Here is a 22,040-nt window from a genome sequence, read left to right on the forward strand (position 1 = left end):
TGTGAAACAAAGAAAATTGAAAAGCATCTAAATGAGTATTATTGCCATAGTTTGTATGGTATTAAAACCGGATCTATCCGGTTGAAAAAACTAACTGGAACAGATATTAAATCATGCCGATCAGCACCACGTAGTTTTTGCCGTATTTCTTGGCGCATTTTGGGCAGGTGGTGTACCACATGTATGGTTTTTTTATTTCGAATCCTTTTTCCTTTGCTTTTTCTTCGAAATCCTTACTCCATTTTCCGGTGTTTTGAAATGGTCCTTCGTACACGCGGCTGTAGAATTTTCCGCTGATGGTTTTATTTTCCGCACCGGGAATTTCTTTATCGACCGCCAGAAACACATCCATATTCCATTTGGAAGTATGTTCTGAAAGACAGAGATAGTCGGGTGATGAAGCACCTGCATTTTCCAATGCTGTCATTACACGGGTCATTGTTTTTCCAAAACCAAAAGGCATGTAGAAAAATGTTTTCACCTGATCGCGGATGAATTTTTTATCTGACCATTCAATAATTTTATCATCCCAGGGCTCGGGTTCAAAGCGCGGGCAGCATTCGGCATTTTTGCTGTTTTCGATGCTCATGTTTTTTGCTTTTATGTTTTATTAGAAAGGATAAGTGGTGACTTCATAGAGCTCATCACTGTACTCCATCCTGGTAGACTGTCCTGATAATATATAATAGCCGGAATGTTCTGAATCCGAATACAGTTTTAAATTCAGCGTTGTGCTAAGCCAGATCAATCCATAAGGTAGTTCGTCTTCTCTTATGCTGGTCCCGGTGGTGATTACAACTGTCAAATCATCAGGGTCAAAATCTCCGTAAATCTTTACAATATTGACATACGTCCCAAGATCTGTTTTGAATTCCGTTCGGTTGTAGCCTGTAAAAGTGTTATCTTCTTCGTTGAATTCAACATTGTAAAGACTTTCCGAACATAAAAAATAACCGCTTTCGGTCAGATCGGTTCTGGCTTTGGATGCCCCTACCCAGCTTTTTTCAAAAACTTCGCTGGCCGTTTGCGCCTGCAATGAAATTTGCGCAAACAGAAAAGCAAACAGAATAAAAAACCTTGAAGATTTCATTTGTTTATGTTGTTTAATTAATTGCGGATGATGGATCTGAACATTGTTTTCATTTCTTCACCGGATAAAATTATACTGGCGGGATCATCGTCGTAGCCAATAATTTCGCCGCCACTCATGAATCGAATGAGTTTATTGTCGTTGAAATAGTAGCGGTATTCCCAATTGCTGTCGGGATTGTATTCCGATCCGTCCAGTTTATCAAAATGAAAAATCAGTTTGCCGTCGAGAAAAAGCCATTCACGGTACTGATGCATGGTGCTGTATTGCGATGATATAGTGACAAGCTTCAGCGCCCAGGAGCTGTCCTGGCTGGTATTGCCATCCATATTTGCTGCTTCCATTGCATCGCCATACCAATAAGTAATTGTGTCATGAAAAATACCGATGGCGCGCCACTGTGCATCATAGCGATTCCGGATAATCTGGTCGGAATAATAATATGAAATTGAGTCTGGATTATTGATGGCAATATTAGATTTCACTTCTTTGTAGTACGCACGTATTTCGAGCACTTTATCGTGTTGTGCTGACAAAGAAATTGAAATTATGAACGAGATAATAAAAACAGAAATTTTCATTCGTGTGAATTTTCGATGACATAGTTGTTGCTCAAACAAATATACAAAATTCAACAATGGATCAATCGCAGTTATTATTTTTTTCCGAACATCTGTAAATCGTATAAATGCTTGTATTGTCCGCCGAGTGCGAGCAGTTCTTCGTGTTTGCCCTGTTCAACAATGCGCCCCTGATCGAGCACTACAATATTGTCGGCTTTAACGATGGTCGAAAGTCGGTGGGCAATCACTACAGAAGTGCGGTCACTCAGCAGGCGATCGAGTGCATCCTGCACCATTCGTTCGTTTTCGGAGTCGAGCGAAGAAGTGGCTTCGTCGAGAATAAGAATGGGTGGGTTTTTCAGCACAGCCCGTGCAATGCTGATCCGTTGTCGCTGACCACCGCTGAGTTTGCTTCCGCGTTCACCCATTGAAGTATCGTACCCTTCGGGGGTCTCCATAATAAAATCATGCGCATTGGCAATGCGGGCTGCATTTTCGACTTCTTCGCGGGAGGCGTTTGGTTTTCCGAAAGAAATATTATTGAAAAAAGTATCGTTGAAGAGAATGGGTTCCTGATTCACAATGCCGAACAGACTCCGCAATTCAAGCACATTGTAATTTTTTATCGGTACGTTATCAATCAGAATTTCACCTTCTGTTACATCAAAAAATCGCGGCAGAAGATCGACCATGGTTGTTTTACCAGCGCCTGATGCGCCCACGAGTGCAATGGTTTTTCCTTTGGGAATGGTCAGGTTTATGTTGTGCAGAACATTATCATTTCCGTATGTAAACGAAACATTGCTAAACTCGACAGAATGATTGAACCCTTTAAATTCAGCCGGATTTTCCGGATCAAGAATTACTTCATCGGCATCAAGAAGTTCATCAACCCGCTCGAGCGAAGCCATTCCTTTTTGCACGCTGGACCACGCATTGGAAAAGCTTTTGGCGGGTGGCAATAATTGCGAAAACAACATGATGTATGCAATAAAAGCTTCAGCAGAAAATGCGAGACCGTCTGTGAGTACCATGTTGGCTCCGAGAAATAGAATGATGGCCATTACCAGAATGGAGAAAAACTCAGTTAGCGGAGAAGCAAGATTGCGTTTCCGAAAAATACGTATCTGTAAACGTGTGTAGTTGTGATTGCTTTCAGCGGTATTTTTATATACGATTTCTTCAGCGGTGAAAGCCTTGATAATTCTCAGTCCATGCAGTGTTTCATCGATGAGCGATGTAAGAAATCCCAGTCGTTGTTGTCCCAGTTTTGCTTTTTTTCGAAGCGACCGGCTGATGACCCCCAGCACGAAACCGATGACCGGCAACATGAGCAGAATAATGAGGGTTAGCCTGTAATTCATCAGAAAAAGACTGGAGAGATAAATAACAATAAATATCGGATCTTTAAACAACACCTGAATAGATGACATGACGCTGTTATCGACCTCCTGCACATCGTTTGTCACGCGGCTCATGATATCGCCTTTTCGTTCGTTCGAAAAAAACGACATTGGCAGGTGCAAAATTTTCCGGTACATTTTATTGCGAAGGTCTTCAACGATTCCGTTGCGAACAGGCGCCATAAAATAAGTTGACAGGTAGGTGAATAGATTTCTGAAAAAGAACAGAATGACAATAACAATGCATACAAAGATCAATGTTTGATTGATGCCGTATTTATCCAGCAGATTTGAAATAAAATAATTCAAATTATGTTGAAGTGATTCAAGATTCATTTCGAATGGCACTGACTCAGCAACGCGCTGTTGCATACCGAAGAGAACTCGCAGAAATGGAATGACCATCGCAATGGAAAAGAGCGAAAAAACGGCTGTAAGAATATTAAACAGCAGATAGTAAAGAGTATTTCTCCAATGTCCGTTGATCAGACGGAGCATGCGGCGCAAACTTTTCATGCAAATGAGATTGAATTCTATGCAAAGGTAAAAAAATATGCAGTTTTTATTGAAAATGCAGCTGTAAGATTGTTTTCAGCGCAATTATCACATCTGAAAACTGGCCAGCAGCAGATCCAGTTCCTTGCTTGGCAGACCGAAATTTTGCCCGATCATATGGTTGGTCAGAATTCCGTTGAACATGTAAATTCCCTGTCGCAGAGAAGGATTGGCTTTCAGAAAAGCTTCGATTCCGCCTTCTTCACCCATTTCCATAATGACCGGTGTGAAGAAATTGCTGAGTCCGTACGATGCGGTCTGTGGAACCCTGGAAGGAATATTGGGAACGCAATAATGAATAACATCGTGTTTGATAAACACAGGGTCCTTATGCGTTGTCACAGCAGATGTTTCGATGCACCCGCCCTGATCGATGCTGACATCGACAATCACAGAGCCTGGCTTCATGTCGGCAACCATTTCTTCGGTAACCACCACCATGGGTTTATTGCGAATGGAATGCAGCGCGCCTATAACAATATCGGCATTTTTTAAAGATTTTGAAAGGACTTTCGGATGAATGATGGAAGTAAAAATTTGTTTACCAATATCTTGCTGTAAAGATCTGAGTTTATAGATGTGATTATCGAATACTTTTACTTCGGCACCGAATCCCAATGCAGCTCGTGCAGCATAGGTGCCAACTGTACCTGCACCAAGAATGACCACTTCAACAGGCGCAATGCCTGGGATGCCTCCAAGAAGTTTCCCTTTTCCAATGTCGTTTTTACTGAGGTATTCTGCTGCGACCTGAATGGCTGCATAGCCCGAAATTTCGCTCATGGCTTTCAGCACCGGGAATATATTACCCTGATCTTTGATGAATTCAAATGCAACTGCCGTTGTTTTGTGCTGCATTAATTTTTTGAAATATTCTGCTGTTTGCATGGTGGAGTGCAGCGCAGAAACAACCGTTTGACGGCTCTGCAACATATCAATTTCGCTCGGCAGCATAGGAGCAACTTTCAGAATCAGATTGCACTGATATATTTCTGCAGCTGAATCGGTGAGTGTGGCGCCGGCTTCAGCATATTCTTCGTCGCTGAAATGCGCGTTGCGGCCAGCCCCACGTTGAACATATACTTCGTGCCCATGCGACACAATCAGTCCGACACTGTCGGGCGCCAGTGAAACGCGGTTTTCCTGAAATGCAATTTCAAGTGGAACTCCGATTTTCAGGCTGCTTTTTTTTCTTTTAATCTCCAGTCGTTCTTCGGCAGGCATCATTTGTCCTGCAGGACCCATGTTGTAAATATTGTTTTCAGTCATGGTCAGGAATATTTATTTCGATGTGGCGAAAAGATTCGTCATCGGATGATGAAAGCGTTATTGTAATCAGATTTTTAGGTAGCAAAGCTTCGATTTTTTCAGGCCATTCAATCAGGCAGACCGCATTGCTGTACAGCATTTCCTCAATTCCTGCATTTAGTGCCTCTTCCGGTTTTTCAATGCGGTAACAGTCGAAATGGTAAACTGGCTTAGCTGCTTCATACACGTTTATCAGCGCAAAAGTAGGGCTTGTCACATCCAGCTCTTGCTGAAGCATTATGCGTATCATTTTTCCAATGAGCGTTGTTTTTCCGGAGCCCATTGGTCCGTAGAAGGCAAATACAGCGCGTTTTTCCGCAAGTGTTGCCAGAAAATCCGCAACCATCGTCATGTCATTCAGTGAAACACGGCTGAATACTTTTTTCATTTTTTATTTTGGTGAAAGCGTAATGAGCGGAATCAGGTTTTCTTCAAGTGAAATGCCTCCATGCTGAAAAGTGTCTGCAAAGAAATTCACGTAGTAGTTGTAGTTGTTTGGATAAACAAAATAGTCGGCCGAAATGCAAAACATGTAGGAGGTGCTCACATTCGGGCGTGGCAGATAAATATCGGCCGGATTTTTTACTTCAAAAACATTTTTTCCATCGGAATTAATATTTTTTCCATACTTAAAACGAATGTTAGCGTTGGTTTCGCGGTCACCGTAGATTTTAACCGGATTTTTTACGCGAATGCTTCCATGATCTGTTGTAAGAATTATTTTGAAGTTGTTTTTTGCGGCAAGTTCAAAAACTTCAGCAAGAGGGCTGTGATCAAACCAGCTGCTGGTGATCGATCGGTAGGCTGCTTCATCGTTTGCCAGCTCCTTGATGATTTCCATGTTTGTTTTGGAATGCGAGAGCATATCGACAAAATTGTAAACCAGCACGTTCAGCTGATTTGAAGCGATGTTACTGAATGTCTCAACATATTTTCTACCAGCTCTGAGATTCAGAATTTTTGCGAAATTGTGCTTAATATTCAGTCCTAAACGTTTGAGCAATTCATCCAGCAATTCTGATTCAAATTGATTTTTTGAGTTTTCATCGTCATCTTCTTCAACCCAGAGTTTTGGAAATTTCTTCTGAATTTCGGTGGGCATCAGTCCGGAAAACAAAGAGTTTCTTGCATATTGAGTAGATGTGGGCAAAATGCTGCAATACATTGAATCGCTCACTACTCTGAAATTCTCTTCTATGGCCGGCTGAATGGCTTTCCACTGATCGTAGCGCAAATTGTCAATAACCACCATGAGCACTTTTTCACCTTTCCCAAGCAGCGGAAAGACGGACTTTTGCATTACGTTGTGCGACAGCAATGGTGGATTGTTTTTGTCGCTGAGCCAATCACGGTAGTTTCGTATAAATGCTTTTGAAAAGACTTTATTGGCCTCTTCTTTTTGAGTTCTGAGAATCTGCAACATGCTTTCATCACCCGACTCCTGCAATTCCAGCTCCCAATAAATGAGTTTCCGATATAACGATGACCATTCTTCAAATGTCAGATTGGGCGAAATTTCCATCCCAAGTTTTGTAAACTCGCGCTGATATGAACCGGTGGTTTTTTCATTAATAAGCCGGCGGTCCTCCAGATTTTTCTTAAGCGTAAGTAGTATCTGATTTGGATTTACGGGTTTGATGAGATAATCGGCAATCTTGCTCCCGATGGCCTCCTCCATGATGGCTTCTTCTTCGCTTTTTGTAATCATTACCACCGGAATATTGGGCTTCAGATTTTTTATGTGCGTCAGGGTCTCAAGTCCGCTTAAGCCAGGCATGTTTTCATCAAGAAAAATAATATCGAAATCTTCGGATTTGATCATGTCAATCGCATCATTTCCGTTAGAAACTGGAGACAGCTCATATCCTTTCTGCTCCAGAAAAAGAATATGCGGTTTCAGTATTTCAATTTCATCATCAACCCAGAGGATTTTGCTTTTTGTATTCATGTTACTTTACTTTTCTGGTTATTCATTACATTTGTCTGTTTTTGACAAGGTGGTTTGTCAACGAGCAAAATCATTTTCAAAGATACAAAAAATATTGAAAAATTATTGAATCGTCAAGCAATGGCTGTAAACAAACGCAAGATACTCAACGACCCGGTGCATGGTTTTATTACGATTCCCGATGAATTAATTTTCGGGCTCATGAATCATCCTTGTTTTCAGCGGCTCACGCGCATCCGTCAACTCGGGCTCACTTATCTGGTATATCCCGGAGCCCTGCATACTCGTTTTAATCATGCCATTGGCGCCATGCACCTCATGGATGAAGCCATTGAAATACTGAAGCAAAAAGGTTTTGAAATCACTCCCGATGAAAAGCAGGCGGCGCTGGTGGCCATTTTGCTGCACGATGTGGGTCATGGCCCGTTTTCGCATGCGTTGGAGCACTCACTCATTCATAATGTTTCGCATGAAGATATTTCACTGAAACTGATGGAAAAGCTTGATGCGGATATGAACGGGCAGCTCAGAATGGCCATCCGGATTTTTAAGGGAACGTATAAAAAGAAATTTTTGCATCAGCTTGTGTCTAGTCAGCTTGATGTTGACCGGCTCGATTATCTGTCGCGAGACAGTTTTTTTACGGGTGTTTCAGAAGGTGTTGTTGGCACTGAACGAATTCTGAAAATGATGACTATCGCTGGTGATGATCTGGCAGTTGAAGAAAAGGGCATTTATTCTGTTGAGCGATTTATTATTTCACGCAGGTTAATGTATTGGCAAGTCTATTTTCATAAAACAGTTGTTGCTGCTGAACAAATGCTGATCGGTGTTTTAAAGCGGGCACATGAACTGGCTCTCAATGGCGTAAAAGTTTTTGCTCCGCCGGCTCTTGCTTTTTTTCTGGAAAACAACAACAATCGCACAAACCTGAACGCATCAACGCTGGATAATTTTATCGACATCGACGACAGCGATGTGTTATCGTCGCTTAAAGTTTGGCAACATCACAACGACCCGGTGCTGAGCCGCTTGTCGGCAAATCTGCTGAGTCGCAGACTCCTTCGCGTTGTAATAGATTCTAAGCCGATCAGTAAGAAAAACGAGGATGAATTACTGAAAAAAATCTCAGGCACTTACAATATTTCAAAGGATGAAGCCCGCTATTTTCTAAGCTATGGCGAAATCGAAAACAATGCTTATGCGCCGGGCATTGATAAAATATGGATCGCATACAAAGACGGAACGCGCAAAGATGTGGCCGAAGCCTCTGATCAGCTGAGCCAGGGTGCAATTTCGAAAACCGTGGTGAAATATTTCCTGTGCTATCCGAAAGAAATCATGTAGAGTAGTCAGTGGCCAATAGTCAGTAGCCAGTAGTCTGTAAATTTTCACTTACAACTGACCACCAACAACTGACCACTTTGAATGATATTAGTCATAAACGATGACATGATGTGCTTTACGTAATGTATCTTTGTACCACTAAAATTCAAATACAATGGACGCAATAAAAATGATACAGGAACGTCGCTCAGTCAATAATTTTGACCCGACACGAAAATTAGACAACGAAACGCTGAAAAAAATTGTAGATCTGGCTGTTCATGCACCTTCTGCCTATAATCTTCAACCATGGAGAATAATTGTTGTTCAAAGCGATGAAGCCAAGGAAAAATTCTGGAACCTCGCATATAAACAACCAAAAATAAAAGATGCTGCAGTAAATCTGCTCATTGTAGGCAACAAAAACGGATGGGACAAAGAAAATCCTGTCTGGGATGAAATGCTTAAGACCGTAGGTGGAAATGTAGAAGCGGTTGAAGGCGCCCAAAAAGGAACGGCATATTCGTATGGTTCTACCGAGGAACGCCGCATTGCCTTTGCTCAGGCCAACGCAGGACTGCTTTCGATGAGCATAATGTATGCTGCCAGCACCCTGGGCATCGATTCTCATCCTATGAACGGATATGATTACGATGGTGTTCACAAGGAATTCGGTCTGGCCGAACACGAAATGCCTGTCATGAATATTTGCCTAGGTTTCTTCGATCAAAGCAAAACGCTTAATCCGCGCCGTCCCCGAAGAGGATTTGAAGAGATCACTAAAGTTTTCTAAGACACTTATGCCGAAAATTTATTAAGTTGCATTGCAGTAATTGATTGAAAATCTAAGCAATTAATTGCTGTTGCTTTGTCACATACAGAATACAACCAGTTTCTACCCGCCATTTCCTCAACTAAATTAATTATATTAATTTAGCACTCTATTTCTGACACATATGATGGAATTCACCGCAGCACAGGTCGCATCTTTCATCGGGGGGAATGTTGATGGAGACGCCGCCGCGAAACTCAGCAATTTTGCGAAAATTGAACAAGGCAAAGCCGGAGATCTTTGCTTTCTGTCCAACATGGTTTATGAGCATTATATCTACACAACCGAAGCATCCGCTGTAATTGTGGCAGAGGATTTTGTTCCGTCTGCAAAAGTGAGTGCTGCTCTTATCCGGGTTAAAAATCCGTACGAAGCATTTGCAAAACTAATGACACTGGCCGAAGCGCAGAAACCGAAAAACAAAGGCGTGGCGGAACTGGCTTTTGTAGCCGCCGGCGTGCATGTTCCCGAATCGTGTTTTGTGGGTGAGTTTTCTGTAATACAAGCTGGTTCTGCGATTGGAGAAAACACACAGATTCATCCTCAGGTTTTTATCGGCGAAAATGTTAAGATCGGAAGCGATGTTATTTTGTATCCCGGGGTAAAGATCATGCATGATTGTGTGATCGGAGATCGGGTTATTCTTAACCCGGGCGTAGTTGTAGGCACTGACGGATTTGGATTTGCGCCCGATGCCAATGGCCATTTCAGCAAGATTCCACAATTGGGAAATGTAATTATTGAAGACGATGTTGAAGTAGGTGCCAATACTACGATAGACAGAGCAACGATGGGCTCGACACGCGTTGGTAAAGGGACTAAGCTGGATAATCTGATTATGATTGCTCACAATTGTGAGATTGGGGAGCACAATGTTTTTGCTGCGCAGGCAGGCGTTGCCGGATCGACCAAAATTGGAGACCATAACCAGGTTGGAGGTCAGGTTGGTTTTGCCGGACATCTGAAGATTGGCAGCTATTGCCGGTTTGCGGCACAATCGGGCATTATGGATAGTCTCGATGATCATTCATCGGTCATGGGAGCACCCGCTGTTTCTGCCACACGTTTCTTCAAGATTTATTCTATATTTAAGAAGCTGGACGAGATAGCTTTCAGGGTCAATGCCCTTGAGAAGAAATAAATTTCTTACTTTTGCCTGATTATAATTCAATGAGCAGACAAAAGACCATACGAGAGCCGATTGAAATCCAGGGGAAGGGGATTCACACAGGATGCATGACCACCATGCGTTTTTTACCGGCACCTCCCAATCACGGTTATTCATTTTGCAGGGTGGATTTACCCGGGAAACCCATTGTGCGTGCGCTTGCACAGAATGTGTTTGATACGAGCCGGGGCACGTCCATACGCGAAGGTGAAGCTATCGTAAGAACAGTCGAGCATGTACTTGCTGCTGTCCTTGGTTGCGATCTTGACAATATTCTGATTGAGATCAACAGTGAAGAAACACCGATACTTGACGGCAGTTCGGCGCCATTCACCAACATTCTCCAGAAAGCAGGAATTGTAGAACAGGACGCCATTCGCATCGTGTATAACCTTCAGAAAAAAGTGTATCTGAAAGACAATGACAAGGATGTTGAAATGTGGCTGGTTCCTGACGAAGGCTATCGTATATCGACAATGGTTGATTACAACAGCAAAGTATTGTCGTCACAGAATGCACTGCTGAAAAGCATTTCCGATTTCAATGCTGAATTTTCCAAAGCCAGAACTTTTGTTTTTCTGTCCGAAGTTGAAATGTTGCTGCAGCGAAAACTGATTCAGGGCGGCGACATAAAAAATGCAGTTGTGTTTGTCGATCGCATGCTATCGCAGGAAGAGCTGGATCATCTTGCTACGGTGTTCAATCAACCAAAAGTGAATGTGCTTAAGGAAGGCGTGCTGAATAACATCGAACTTAATTACACAAATGAACCCGCACGTCATAAAACGCTTGATGTGTTCGGTGATTTATGTCTGGTCGGATGCCGTTTTTCGGGGCATGTGATTGCCAATAAACCTGGCCACAAGACCAATGTGGAGTTTGCAAAAATGATTCAGAATCAAATACAGAAGACCTATGGAATTGAAATTGCCTGAATTTGACATTAATGCCAAACCTTTGTTTGACGTAGTGGAAGTTCAAAAGTTTTTGCCTCACAGGCCCCCGTTTTTATTTGTTGACAAAGTCATGATGATGACCGATCATAATATTATCGGAATCAAAAACGTGACCATGAACGAGCCCTTTTTTGTGGGCCATTTTCCTGGAGCTCCGGTGATGCCGGGCGTTATCCAGGTGGAAGCTATGGCGCAGGTAGGCGGCGTTCTGATGTTGAATACTGTTCCTGATCCTGAAAATTATCTTACTTTCTTTCTGACCATTGACGGTATTAAATTCCGCGACAAAGTGGTGCCGGGCGATACGATTGTTTTCTATCTGGAACTTATGAGCCCAATTCGCAGAGGGATTTGTGAGATGGCCGGAAACGGCTATGTTGCTGGCAAGCTGGTTCTCGAAGCCACTATGAAAGCGCTCATTAAAAGAAAGCCCGAAGCAGTTCAGGTATAGTTGGTTAATAATATTTTTTTAATAACGGAATAGTCTGAATAAAATCAGTTCTATTGGTGTGCATTTATTATATTTGCACTTAACCAAATCAAAACCCCATGAAAAAACTCTTGATCATTTTTATCGTTATTGGCCTGACCGCCTGCGGTGGTTCGAAAAAAGAAGATAAAAACACAACAGATTCAACCACCACAAAAGAGGAAGTAGTGCAGATCCCGGATGTAGTGAAAGACGCATTTGCAAAGGCATATCCCAATGCAATGGGAACAAAGTGGGAAGCAGAAGAAGGAAATTTTGAAGCTGAATTTACAGTTGAGAATATTGAAACATGCGTGTTGTACAATAAGACTGGTTCTTTGCTGGAAACTGAAACATCGGTGGAACCATCGAAACTGCCAGATGCTGTAAAGAAATATTGCGCTGACAATATGAAGGGCAAAGAAATTACAGAAGCTGCAAAAATAACTGATGCCTATAATATTGTTACGTACGAAGCTGAAGTGGGTGGCGAAGATTATATTTTCGATGCTGACGGCGTGTTCAAATATAAGTCGCAGGAAAAAGATGACGACGGAAAAGAAGACTAAAAGTCTGTGTAAAAATGATGTCGGATGCAAAAACAACATTCCACCGTCCGAAAGCGACGAAGGAGCTGAAGGACATGGAACCGTTGTTTTTGCTGTTGTTACGACGGTTCCATGTTCCGGCACATCTTTCAGCGTTTAGTCTCAACTGGCAGTCGGAACGGTGGAATGTCGTAACAATGAGCTGTTTTTAGACCGCCTCTAATATTTTTAGAAAAGATTAAAAGAAGCTGCCTTCGGGCGGCTTTTTTCATGCCCGCCATTTACAATTTTATAAAATCTGTAATGATTTCCGTTGCACCGGCATTTTTTAAAACATATTGTTTTGCGGCTTCAGATGAAGCTTTGCGGATGGTTTCATTATCCAGCAAATTGTTACAGATATCTGAATACTGTGTTTCGTCGGAAAATGAAAATCCGCCACCGCACTCTATCAGATCTTTCGCTTCCTGAAATTTGTGATATTGGGGTCCGAATATAACAGGTACTCCATAAACCGCAGCCTCCAGCGTATTGTGAATGCCGCTTCCAAAGCCATTTCCGATATGTGCAATCGTAGCATAGCGGTATAGACTGCTCAGCATGCCGATGGTGTTGATGATGAGAATTCTGTTGTTATTGAAGTCAGGAAGATTTCTCTCACTATACAACGATGCTTTGTATGGTAAAGATTGCTGCAGGTGCGATATTCGCTCTTCGTCGATTTCGTGGGGAATAATTATAAACTTCAGATCCTGCCTTGCATTTATTAACCCAATAATGAATTTTTCATCGGGCTCCCACGAAGAACCTGCCATATAGACTGGTTTTTGCTGAATGAATTGTTCGATTTCAGGAAACGACTTAGCGTCGCTTGCTACTTTCACTACGCGGTCGAATCGGGTGTCACCGGTGATGGTAACATTGCTAAATCCGATTGATTTCAAGATCTCTGAAGAATTTTCGTTCTGCACGAAGAAATGCGTGAACGCTTTTAACTGTCTGCGTTGCCAGCCACCATACCAACGAAAGAAATGTTGGTTTTTTCTGAAAATTCCGGAAATCAGATAGAGCGGAATGTCCGACTTTTTCAATGTATTCAGATAATTAAACCAGAAATCGTACTTGACGAAAAACGCAAATTTAATATTGAAATTTTTCAGCAGTCGGCGTGCATGACACATGGTGTCTGATGGAAGATACAATACCAGATCAGCTTCTTTGTAGTTTTTTCTGACTTCGAATCCGGATGGACTGAAAAAAGTCAGCAGTATTTTGAACGCCGGATTATGGCTCCGGTAGTGCTCTATAAGAGGGCGGCCCTGTTCAAATTCACCCAATGATGAAACATGAAACCAAATCCACTGTTCGTTTGTGTGATTAGCTGAAAATATTTCTTTTTGCTGTCTTCGTCCGTCAATCCAGAGTCTGGCCTTATTGTTTCCTGTCAGCGCTGCAAGCCGGATTCCAAAAGTGTAGAGGTGTATGAAAAGGGTATAAAATAATCTCATTTCAATAATAGTAATACGTTTCGCCAGATGCTTTTTTGAATGGAATGGTCCATTGCAATTTGAATCCATACAAAAACTCAACACGTTTTTCGGTATCGGGTCCGCCAATTGGGAAGAGATAATCGCGGCGCCCTTCCGTAAATGCCTCTACAAATTCAAACCCCGCTTTAAAACTGTACACTTTTTTTGGTGCAAAAAAGGTGTATCCGAGGAATTGTTTTATAGCTACTCCATTAGTCAGATAATCATATCCTTTGGCATAATCGCCGCAAACCTGAGGTGTGATATTGTCGGGGTTATATACTCTGATTTTGTGCTGCATGAATCCTGCACCAGCGCCTATCGTCACTCCACTATTTTTGTTTGCGGCAAATAGCGGAAGAATTTTCGAGACACCGAGCGTAATGTAGTAGCCTCGTTCGTAGGTGTAAAGCTCTGCAAACTGGCCGTTACCGTCGATTATGAAACCATCATCATTGGCAATTCCTGCGAAAAGGCTGTCATGGATTTTTACATTTCCTCCAAAAATATAACTGAAGTCAGCGTCGAATAGCCAATTTGAGCTGGTTTTAAAAGATGCTGCAATTCCAGCAACCTGGTTCATTCCATAACGCTCATCCATATCGCCGCCGGGTAAATGAAAACCATACTGGACGTGAATGCTTGTGATTATGTCAGCTTTTTTTGTGGAGTCTTGTGCAAGGATTTTGGAGCTTGCAAAAGTAAGTGACAGCGCGATAATCAGTAACGAAATGTTTTTCATTTCTCAGAAGTATTTGTGTTCTTTCAGGTATCCGGTTACATAATCTTTCACTCCGTCTTCGAGGCTGACAAAAGGTTTGTTGTAACCTTTCGAAATCAGTTTCGACATGTCGGCTTCGGTGAAGTATTGGTATTTATCGCGGATGTCTTCGGGTGTGTCAACAAAATCAATTACAGGAGTGCACTCCATGGCTGCAAAAACGGCCTCAACCAAATGCAAAAACGCGCGAGCCTTTCCGGTACCTGCATTATACAACCCGCTTTCAGGGCGATGTTCAAACAAAAATGCAATGATGGATGCAATGTCTTTCACGTAAATAAAATCACGCATCTGCATGCCATCAGCGAATTCAGGCTTGTGAGAGCGAAAAAGTTTCATTCTGCCGGTTTCGCCGATCTGATTGTAAGCATGCATAATCACCGATGCCATGCGGCCTTTATGATATTCGTTCGGACCATAGACATTGAAAAATTTGAGTCCTGCCCAGAATGGTGGCGCCTGATTTTGCTGCAATGCCCATTTGTCAAAATCATTTTTACTTTCACCGTAAGGATTCAGCGGTTTTAATTGTTCTACAATATTGTGATCGTCTTTGTATCCAAAAGCACCATCGCCGTAAGTGGCTGCCGATGAGGCGTAGATGAAAGGGACGTTTCTTTCAGCACAAAATTTCCACAAGTCTTTTGTGTAGTTGAGATTGAGTTTATTGAAAATCTCAACATCAATTTCCGTAGTATCGGTGCGGGCTCCAATGTGAAACACTGCCCCAATGTCCGATTTATGCGATTGAAGAAAATCATTCAGTTTATCTCGATGAATAAAGTCCTTGTATTTTCTTCCTTCGAAATTATCTGCTTTTGCTGTTTTCGAAAAGTCATCAACGGCAATAATATTCTCCATGCCGGCATCCATTAGTTGTCGTCCTAAAACGGATCCGATAAATCCGGCAGCTCCGGTTAAAATGTTCAGTTTACCCATGGTGAAAAAATATCGTGCAAAGATAAGGAATGATTTTCAGGCATGGACTTGAGAAGTGTAAGCACAGCGTGAAGCCCGTTCTGTCCCGGATTTATTGAATAATCGTTCACATAAAGGTCGATATGGCTGTTTATCACTTCGTCCGAAATCTCCTGTGAATGGCATTTTATGTAATCCATCGATTCCGGTCGGTTTTGCAGCCCATACAAGACGGAATTGCGTACAAGTTCTTCCAGTTTTTTGATTATCTCGTTTCCAATACTGCGACGAACAACAATGCAGCCCAGCGGCAATGGAAGTTGAGTTTGATTATACCAAAGCTCGCCCATATCGGCGATTTTATGTAAGCCATGTTGCAGAAAAGTAAACCTGCTTTCGTGAATAATGAGACCGGCATTGGCTTTTCCTGATTCCAGCATTAGTAATATTTCGCTGAAAAGTGTTTCCTGTTTGTTATTGATATTAGGAAAAAATCGCGTTAGCAACAGGTTTGCTGTAGTATGTTTTCCTGGGATCAGCATTGTCCCATCATAAGAATTCAAATCAATTTTGGAATCTCTGGCTACAATCAACGGCCCATTGCCAAATCCCATTGCCATCCCGGTACTCAGCATAACATACTCTTTTTGAACAAGCGGATAGGCGGCCACACTCATTTTCGATATGTCCCATGTGCCGCTCAGCAAGCCGTTGTTGAGCTGTTCGATGTCGTGATATTCCGTGTTGAAATAAATTTCGCCTGATGTAATTTTCGAATTCACCAATGCGTCAAACATCAGTGTGTCGTTCGGACAGGGCGATATGGCTAGAGAGAGTGCGGGCACTTGTTTAAGATTTCATCAGGTGATCCAGAGTATAGTCTGTCAAATTTTGGAGTGCTAACGGAATATTCCAGTTTTTAGTGTTGCTCTGTCCGACAAAATTCGAAATCGCCCTGATCTGCACACAGGGAATGTTTTCTTTCATGCATGCATAATAAAAGGCAGCACCTTCCATGGTTTCGATGCCTGGATTGTACCGCTGAAGCCAAAAGGTGCGCTTTTCGGCCGTGGATGTTACTGAATTAACTGTAATAGCACTGGCTTCGGGCAAATCTGTTTTTTTATATATGGTTGAATTAGGAATTAATTTTCCTTCGGTAAATGGCGGAGTTCTGAAGTCGCTGAATTCCGCTTCATGAATGGGCTTTCCGTTATCGCTCAGACAAAGGTCTGCAAAAACATCACTGTTGACTTTTACGATTGATCCGACCAGAAGGTCTTCTTGAAAGCTGCCTGCAATGCCGATCTGGATAGCAGCATCGAAATTTTTATGCTGAAGAATCTTACTTAGCGAAAATGCTGTGAGGGCTGACCCAATGCCGCTTACAAGCAATGTAAAATCGGCGGTTTTTGTTTCAACAATTGACAGCTCATTATTCTGAACACTTCGTGCAAGCAGGAAATCCAGCTCCATGGCGGTGGCTGCGGTAATGAGAATTTGTTTTTTAGGCATGAGTGCAAAATCAATTCAAAGATACATAAATGCTGCGAAAAATGCCCGGACTATTCCATGTCCTTCACTTCGTTGTAGACTATGGAATCTCCTGATGCGAATCAGAGTTCGTTGTACACTGAATCGCGTTCCACTGGCTGGAAACCGGCTTCGGTGATCAGTCGCTGCAATTCGGACAGTGACATATCAGGGCTTTCGCCGCTGCCTGCACGCGTATAAATGCTGGTGGAATCATTGATGGTGCCGTCGAGGTCATCCACTCCGAACTGAAGTGATATCTGCGCGAAGTCGCGACCAACAGCGGGCCAGTAGGCCTTCAGGTGCGGAATATTATCGAGAAAAATCCGAGCGATGGCGTAAGTTTTCAAATCTTCTATGACCGGCGTTTCTTCAATGTCCGACATGCGATTGTCCCGGTTTCTGAATTTCAATGGAATGAAACAATTGAAGCCATGCGTTTCATCCTGCAGGTCGCGCAGTGCTGCCATGTGCGATATGCGCTGTGTGCGGCTTTCGACATGACCGAACAACATGGTGGCATTGCTGGGTAAACCGGTTTTATGAGCCATGCGGTGCACAGCGAGCCACAGTTGGCCGGTTGGTTTTTCAGGACTTATTTTCTCCCTTACAGAATCATCAAAAATTTCGGCGCCGCCACCGGGAAGTGAGGATAATCCGGCATCTTTTAAAATCCGCAACCCATCTGCGATATCAAGTTTATCGATGTTGCACATATATGCAATTTCCACTGCTGTAAACGCTTTGATGTGTATGTGCGGAAATTGTGTTTTGAGAGATTTCAAAAGAGTGGCGAAAAAATAAATTCCCCATTCTGGATGAACACCGCCTGTGATGTGTACTTCGGTAATGTTGTCAGCAACTGCAGAAATATTTTCGATGATTTTTTCCGTCGTAAAAGTATAGCTGTCGGCATCGGACTTAGCGCGGTAACTGCAGAAGCGACAATTATAAACACAAATATTTGTGGGTTCAATGTGAATGTTGCGGTTGTAAAAAACCTTGTCCTGCGAAGCAAATCGTTTGCGGTGTGTGGCCAGCAGAGCGAGTTGTGGCAGGTCGAAATCATTAAATAACAACAGGGCTTCTTCTTCGCTGATGCGTTGATCAGAAAGAATTTTTTCGGCGAGTGGCAGCTGTTGTATAGTGAAATATGGAGTTGATGTTTTCACAAAACAAAAGTACTGAATTTCTACTATTTTTAAGCTCAATGTTACGCAGAAAAAGCTCAATATTCGCCTTTTTTAAGCTTTATTTTGAGTTTGAATGAGCTCTAAATTTTGAGCTAACCATATCACGGATTGCAAATCCGAGCTATGGTTAGCTATGCATAGTGTTTATTTAGAAAAACACCCGCACCTGAACGTTGCCGGTATGCACTACCGGATTGCCTTCGCTGGCGCGGCCGTCGTAGATAAAATTCAATTGCATGTTGCTGCCCAGTGTGCGCTGAATGCTGAGGCCCCATGTGAAGTTGCGGCCGGGCTGCAACCCTTCGAGCATGATGTAGCCCAGACTGGAATTGGTTTCACCGCCATAGCTGATCTGCAGCATATTGAACTGGAGCATGGCCAGGCCTTTGCCTGATTTGCTGAACTTTAGCTCTGTGCCTGCTTTGCGTACAATCGCCTTTTCAACTGACAGCACATTGTTTTTTTCAGAATATTGAAAAAGCATTGTCCAGCGAAAAGTTGTCCCCGGTTGCCATGACAGCGATGGCTTGATCCCGGTTTCTTCGATGCTGTAATTGTTTGAAGTGAAATATTCCGAAGTAAAATCGCGTACGCCGCTGATGGCCGATAATTCCGTCACCCAGCTGTTGACAAATGATTTGCTGATTTTTATTTCGTCCTGTTGGCCCTGGCGGTCTTCGATGCCGTTGGTGAATAGTCCGCGTGCGCGGTTTGAAGTATTGATCCAGTTGATGCTAAATCGCGAATCGTTTGCTTTAAAGGTCAGGACATTTCTCCAGGTGGCATTTTGTGTTACAAGAAGTGAATCCTCACCTTTGGTAGTGAACGGCAGATACATCTCAGATGCTATCTCAGACGAGGTTTTCTTGTCATATGAAAAGGCACTTCTGTTTGAGAATTTGGAGATCTGTTTTCCCATGAATTTTTCTTTTTTCAGGATATCGGCCGGAGTGACAGCAAAGTTTCCGTTGAGTTGAGAAGAGAAAACCCTGATGTAATCATTCGTTGGTGTATAGATGCGAATGAAATTGGCCTCATCGCTGAAGGCGGCTGCCTCAAATTCATTTAGCTCGCGGATGCTGTTGCCATTGTAGTCGTTCCATGTGTAAACGCCTTGTCCGGGTGCGACTTCAAGATATGAAAATTCTTTTTTGGCCTCCATTCCGGAACCCGCTTCATAACTGGCCCCGAACACCATAAATCGTTTTTTGATCCGGCCGCTGTATTCAAGTCGTCCGAGCAGAAATTCCTCATTGGGCGTGGTTCCGGTTTTGTAAATGACTTCACGGTAAATGGCACGTAATAAAATTTGATTGTTTTCTGCAATCTGTCCTGTGCTTTCAAAACCAATATCAGTCATGTAACTTTGAGGTACGAGCTGCAGACTGTCCGCCACTTTGTCTTCGCGGTACTGATAATATACTTTTGCGCTGCGGCTAGAATCGGCATAGCCGGTATAAAATTTAGTCAGCCACCAGTTAAAAGATCCGGCATTCAAAAGATTACTGTCAGCTGAATGCATCTGTTTGGATTCTCCGTTGGCTTCAGCTCCCAGTGCGAATTTGCCGAATTTCTGTTCAAGTTTATTCTGATACTGAAAGAAATCTGTATTCCGGTTGCTCGTTGGCGATGCAAGATATACTGCGGTGGAGCGGAGAATCGTGTTTTTCCAGTTTTTATTTATCTGGAGCAGATTCTGATACGATGCATTTTTGCTGTCGCGCATGAACGCCCCGGTGCTAAGCCGGATCTTTTCCGATTTGGAATTTTGCAGAACAATATCAGCAAGCCCGAAATATGTGTTTCCGCGCTTTTCCATGAGGTCGAGATTCCAGTCACGGGCGAATTCAATGCTGCGAAAACGGTCAATTTCATTGAAATTCCGATCGGTTATTTCGGTGCGGATGTTTGTTGCCAGCATCCATTTTTTTACTGTATCGTTGCCAATTTCCTGATGGCTCCGGAAGTTCAATGTCAGCGCGTGTCCGGCATTGTCAGCGTCGTTCAACGACGAAAACAGATTTATGTCTTTATTGCTGATGGCATATTCGGCATGCAAAGATGTGTTTTTACTAAAATCATATCCTGCCCGAAACGCATACATCTCTGTTTTTTTAGGCGTGATGAGGATTATGACGGGTTCGTACTCTCCCTGCGGAATTCCGGCGATAGGCGACACCCATTTGAAAACGCGTCCGTTGGCACTGCTGCCGGTTTGAACGTAGTTGCCATTGTTTTTTCCAACATAAGAAAAAGTAAGTGCATACAACGCGCTGTCTGTGCTCGTTGAGTAAACGAATACGCTGTCATATCCGAGGGTATCTACCATTGCATACATAACTCTTTCGGTAGTGAATCCGATGCTGTCGATCCCCAATGAATACGCATTTTGAATGGAGTCGCCCACCAGCGACATGATCATTTTCTGCTCATCGGACAAATCCTGTTGCACCGATTGATTTTTCAAATCTGATTCAGAATATAAACTCAGACCTGTTGTGAATTTCCCTGATTTGTAGCCGACTTCGGAAGTTATCAATGAACGCGAATAGTTTTTGTCGGAGTATTCAAATTCAACGGAGATGCGCGATTTGGAAGTGATGATTACTTTAGTTGTAAAAGTTAATTCAGCAGTATTGTAATCAATAATATAATCATTGTCTTCGCCGCGTGTGAGCAATGTTCCGTCGATATAGACTTTTTCGCTGCCGGCCAACACAATGATGAAAGTCTCATTGTTATTGCCTTTCAGCTTATATGGGCCATGATTGCTTTCGATGGCTGTTATTTCCTGACGTGTGTAGCGGCCTTTTCCAAATGATCCGTTGGCCCGCACAAACAGCTCGTCATTTTTAGTGAGTCCCGGCGAAAATGTTGTTTGAAAATCACCGCCCTGTGATTTGCGGTTATATTTTAGGAAATAGCTCTGTGGTGCCGATTGCACCTCGATATCACCTGCCGTGAAAATATTTTTTTCCTTCGAAAGCCGGATAAATATTTTATCGAATTCCTGGATCTGCTGTGTGTTTCCTTCAGGTTGAATCGGAATGTTGTTGTCAGAAATAGCGGCCTGTATTTCGAGATCGTTGCTGAGCTTGCCGTTTAGCATAAGATTCAGCGACGAGCTGAGTGAGAAATCCTGCCGGTTTCCGACACTGAATCCGCGGGTGATGCTTCCGGTTTTATCGAGGCCGTCGGTTTCGAGCCAGGAACCCGCAGTTCCGGTGTTGGTGGCATCGAAAGGATTGTAATAGTTGTTTAGTTCGGGAAAGAGCAGCGTCGTGTCCTTGTGTTTGTAAGGTTTGGAGAGGTTTACACTCATGGCTTTCCACGATATCCTGAGTTCTCCGGCCGTCGGAAATTTTTCTTTTTTAAAGAAAAGCAAACCCTTGCTGATATCGAAGCGGAAGTAAGATGTGTCTGCCGGAGTGCCATCGGGCAGGATGATTTTTATATCAGCCGGATCGACTGTAAAAGAATCGAGTTGAATGGAATCGGGCACCGGAAGCTGCAGGGAAAGCGATTTCACGCCCGGATTCTGCTGGGCCGACAACTGCATGAAGGCAGATAGAAGGACAAGAAAGCCGATTAATCGCTGCATGTGTGTAGGAACGCAAACAAAGATAATCTATTTTAAATTGTCAGTGGTGAGTCAGGGCAGGGTTGAGGTCAGGATCAAGAGTCACGCGTCAACGTAAAACGTTGCAAGCAGGAGACGCGCGCCCAAGTTAGGGTCAAGGTTTAGCATCTTTCAGTCGTTAGCAGTCAGTGGCGAAGCCGTAATAAAAGCTACGCAATACCGGACTGTCCCATCGGGACAAAATATTGGTAGCCCCTGGTCGAGCGCTTCGCGCGAAGGCCCCGGGTAATATTCGCGCAGCACCCGTAAAAGAGGCAATCAGGTATTACGTCTAAATTAC

General features: G+C 43.0%; 18 protein-coding genes and 1 pseudogene. 5 read left to right on the forward strand and 14 right to left on the reverse strand.

The window, feature by feature from the left end; translation table 11 throughout:
- Positions 1 to 106 precede the first annotated feature (106 nt).
- From A2W93_00835 to A2W93_00865, 7 genes are all read right to left on the reverse strand, one after another.
- A complete protein-coding gene (locus A2W93_00835; protein ID OFY54142.1) occupies positions 107 to 589 on the reverse strand; it encodes a hypothetical protein in 483 nt (160 codons plus the stop codon).
- A gap of 21 nt (positions 590 to 610) precedes the next feature.
- Positions 611 to 1,090, reverse strand: coding sequence for a hypothetical protein (locus tag A2W93_00840; GenBank protein OFY54143.1), 480 nt, complete (start codon positions 1,088 to 1,090; stop codon positions 611 to 613).
- A gap of 17 nt (positions 1,091 to 1,107) precedes the next feature.
- Complete coding sequence (locus tag A2W93_00845) at positions 1,108 to 1,671, reverse strand: hypothetical protein (GenBank protein OFY54144.1); 564 nt, start codon at positions 1,669 to 1,671, stop codon at positions 1,108 to 1,110.
- Positions 1,672 to 1,745: 74 nt separating this feature from the next.
- The gene (locus A2W93_00850; protein OFY54145.1) at positions 1,746 to 3,572 is read right to left on the reverse strand and encodes an antibiotic ABC transporter ATP-binding protein; all 1,827 of its coding nucleotides are present in this window, start codon (positions 3,570 to 3,572) and stop codon (positions 1,746 to 1,748) included.
- An 87-nt stretch (positions 3,573 to 3,659) separates the two neighbouring features.
- Positions 3,660 to 4,880, reverse strand: a complete 1,221-nt coding sequence (locus A2W93_00855; GenBank protein OFY54146.1) for an alanine dehydrogenase — start codon at positions 4,878 to 4,880, stop codon at positions 3,660 to 3,662.
- Positions 4,873 to 5,307: a tRNA (adenosine(37)-N6)-threonylcarbamoyltransferase complex ATPase subunit type 1 TsaE gene (locus tag A2W93_00860; protein ID OFY54147.1), complete on the reverse strand. Its 435-nt coding sequence runs from the start codon at positions 5,305 to 5,307 to the stop codon at positions 4,873 to 4,875. Before A2W93_00860 ends, A2W93_00855 begins: the two co-directional genes overlap by 8 nt.
- A 3-nt stretch (positions 5,308 to 5,310) precedes the next feature.
- Positions 5,311 to 6,867 carry a two-component system response regulator gene (locus A2W93_00865; GenBank protein OFY54148.1) on the reverse strand — a complete coding sequence of 519 codons (1,557 nt, stop codon included), beginning with the start codon at positions 6,865 to 6,867 and terminating at the stop codon, positions 5,311 to 5,313.
- A 120-nt stretch (positions 6,868 to 6,987) separates the two neighbouring features.
- Between A2W93_00865 and A2W93_00870 the strand changes: the two genes are divergently transcribed.
- From A2W93_00870 to A2W93_00890, 5 genes and pseudogenes are all read left to right on the forward strand, one after another.
- Positions 6,988 to 8,214 carry a phosphohydrolase gene (locus A2W93_00870; protein OFY54177.1) on the forward strand — a complete coding sequence of 409 codons (1,227 nt, stop codon included), beginning with the start codon at positions 6,988 to 6,990 and terminating at the stop codon, positions 8,212 to 8,214.
- 154 nt (positions 8,215 to 8,368) lie between these two features.
- Positions 8,369 to 8,986, forward strand: coding sequence for a nitroreductase (locus A2W93_00875; protein ID OFY54149.1), 618 nt, complete (start codon positions 8,369 to 8,371; stop codon positions 8,984 to 8,986).
- Between the two features lie 166 nt (positions 8,987 to 9,152).
- Positions 9,153 to 10,166, forward strand: a complete 1,014-nt coding sequence (locus A2W93_00880) for a UDP-3-O-(3-hydroxymyristoyl)glucosamine N-acyltransferase (GenBank protein OFY54150.1) — start codon at positions 9,153 to 9,155, stop codon at positions 10,164 to 10,166.
- A 29-nt stretch (positions 10,167 to 10,195) separates the two neighbouring features.
- Positions 10,196 to 11,600: pseudogene (locus A2W93_00885) on the forward strand (UDP-3-O-[3-hydroxymyristoyl] N-acetylglucosamine deacetylase).
- Between the two features lie 98 nt (positions 11,601 to 11,698).
- The gene (locus A2W93_00890) at positions 11,699 to 12,187 is read left to right on the forward strand and encodes a hypothetical protein (protein OFY54151.1); all 489 of its coding nucleotides are present in this window, start codon (positions 11,699 to 11,701) and stop codon (positions 12,185 to 12,187) included.
- A gap of 260 nt (positions 12,188 to 12,447) precedes the next feature.
- Here the strand turns inward: A2W93_00890 and A2W93_00895 are convergent, their stop codons facing one another.
- The 7 genes from A2W93_00895 to A2W93_00925 form a co-directional block, all read right to left on the reverse strand.
- On the reverse strand, positions 12,448 to 13,674 hold the full coding sequence (locus tag A2W93_00895) for a hypothetical protein (protein ID OFY54152.1): 1,227 nt from the start codon (positions 13,672 to 13,674) through the stop codon (positions 12,448 to 12,450).
- Between the two features lies 1 nt (position 13,675).
- On the reverse strand, positions 13,676 to 14,437 hold the full coding sequence (locus A2W93_00900) for a hypothetical protein (protein OFY54153.1): 762 nt from the start codon (positions 14,435 to 14,437) through the stop codon (positions 13,676 to 13,678).
- Positions 14,438 to 14,440: 3 nt separating this feature from the next.
- Positions 14,441 to 15,406: an ADP-glyceromanno-heptose 6-epimerase gene (locus tag A2W93_00905; GenBank protein ID OFY54178.1), complete on the reverse strand. Its 966-nt coding sequence runs from the start codon at positions 15,404 to 15,406 to the stop codon at positions 14,441 to 14,443.
- Positions 15,403 to 16,191, reverse strand: a complete 789-nt coding sequence (locus tag A2W93_00910; GenBank protein OFY54154.1) for a hypothetical protein — start codon at positions 16,189 to 16,191, stop codon at positions 15,403 to 15,405. Before A2W93_00910 ends, A2W93_00905 begins: the two co-directional genes overlap by 4 nt.
- A gap of 52 nt (positions 16,192 to 16,243) precedes the next feature.
- A complete protein-coding gene (locus tag A2W93_00915) occupies positions 16,244 to 16,909 on the reverse strand; it encodes a futalosine hydrolase (protein OFY54155.1) in 666 nt (221 codons plus the stop codon).
- Positions 16,910 to 17,010: 101 nt separating this feature from the next.
- The gene (locus A2W93_00920; protein ID OFY54179.1) at positions 17,011 to 18,072 is read right to left on the reverse strand and encodes an aminofutalosine synthase MqnE; all 1,062 of its coding nucleotides are present in this window, start codon (positions 18,070 to 18,072) and stop codon (positions 17,011 to 17,013) included.
- Positions 18,073 to 18,268: 196 nt separating this feature from the next.
- Positions 18,269 to 21,721 carry a hypothetical protein gene (locus tag A2W93_00925; protein ID OFY54156.1) on the reverse strand — a complete coding sequence of 1,151 codons (3,453 nt, stop codon included), beginning with the start codon at positions 21,719 to 21,721 and terminating at the stop codon, positions 18,269 to 18,271.
- Positions 21,722 to 22,040 lie beyond the last annotated feature (319 nt).

It is taken from the genome of Bacteroidetes bacterium GWF2_43_63 (genome assembly GCA_001769275.1).
Taxonomy (GTDB): domain Bacteria; phylum Bacteroidota; class Bacteroidia; order Bacteroidales; family DTU049; genus GWF2-43-63.